This window comes from Arthrobacter sp. I3 (genome assembly GCF_000520575.1).
Classification (GTDB): Bacteria; Actinomycetota; Actinomycetes; order Actinomycetales; family Micrococcaceae; genus Arthrobacter; species Arthrobacter humicola_A.
On record NZ_KI914952.1, the window covers coordinates 3,289 to 4,289 of the forward strand.

Sequence of the window (1,001 nt, forward strand, 5' to 3'; positions counted from 1 at the left end):
GGAGCGCACTAAGGAACCCCGGCGTTCGTGGTGGTTGCGGCCGGGAGGGCCTGTTTCTACGGTGCCGACCGCCGTAGGCTATGGGCATCCACCACATCGAGGAGGCACTCATGCGCACGGCAACACCGAAGAACCAGGCCGACCAGATCCGCCATCTTTCAGAGAATCTCATCTCTCAGCTCACCGAGGGGAGGGAGTGGGCCACTCCCGGGGTCGAGGCGGCATTGAAAAGAGTGGTGGCCGGGCTCGATGCCGGGATTGAATCGGCGTCTCCGAGGATCCAGACCGGACTACGGCGGCTCGCTGACGACCTCGCCGGTGGAGTGGAAACTCTGGCTCCCCGTGTTCAAGAGGGCCTGAAACGGGTTGCACCGAGTGTTGTCACGGCACCCGCCCGGGCTAAGTCGCGGCGGACGGCGTCCGGGAAAGCCTGGGTGTTTGCCGGAGTGGCGGCCGTTGCGGTGCGGGAAGTCCCGGCGTCGTCCGCCTTCCTGTAGGAAGGGAGCGCACTAAGGAACCCCGGCGTTCGTGGTGGTTGCGGCCGGGAGGGCCTGTTTCTACGGTGCCGACCGCCGTAGGCTATGGGCATCCACCACATCGAGGAGGCACTCATGCGCACGGCAACACCGAAGAACCAGGCCGACCAGATCCGCCATCTTTCAGAGAATCTCATCTCTCAGCTCACCGAGGGGAGGGAGTGGGCCACTCCCGGGGTCGAGGCGGCATTGAAAAGAGTGGTGGCCGGGCTCGATGCCGGGATTGAATCGGCGTCTCCGAGGATCCAGACCGGACTACGGCGGCTCGCTGACGACCTCGCCGGTGGAGTGGAAACTCTGGCTCCCCGTGTTCAAGAGGGCCTGAAACGGGTTGCACCGAGTGTTGTCACGGCACCCGCCCGGGCTAAGTCGCGGCGGACGGCGTCCGGGAAAGCCTGGGTGTTTGCCGGAGTGGCGGCCGTTGCGGTGACCGCGGGAGTCGCGGCCTGGCTCTATGTTCGCCGT

General features: G+C 65.7%; 2 protein-coding genes. Both read left to right on the top strand.

The window, feature by feature from the left end; genetic code table 11:
- Positions 1-110 precede the first annotated feature (110 nt).
- Entirely contained in the window at positions 111-497 is a 387-nt protein-coding gene (locus Y706_RS26410; protein ID WP_253906832.1) for a hypothetical protein, read from the top strand.
- A gap of 114 nt (positions 498-611) precedes the next feature.
- Positions 612-1,001, top strand: a 390-nt coding sequence (locus Y706_RS29415; RefSeq protein ID WP_216699149.1) for a hypothetical protein, incomplete at its 3' end; no start/stop codon positions are given.

Bases quoted from the DNA above. Each gene is read 5' to 3' on its own strand.
- Y706_RS26410 (WP_253906832.1), top strand. From the start codon at position 111: ATGCGCACGGCAACACCGAAGAACCAGGCCGACCAGATCCGCCATCTT.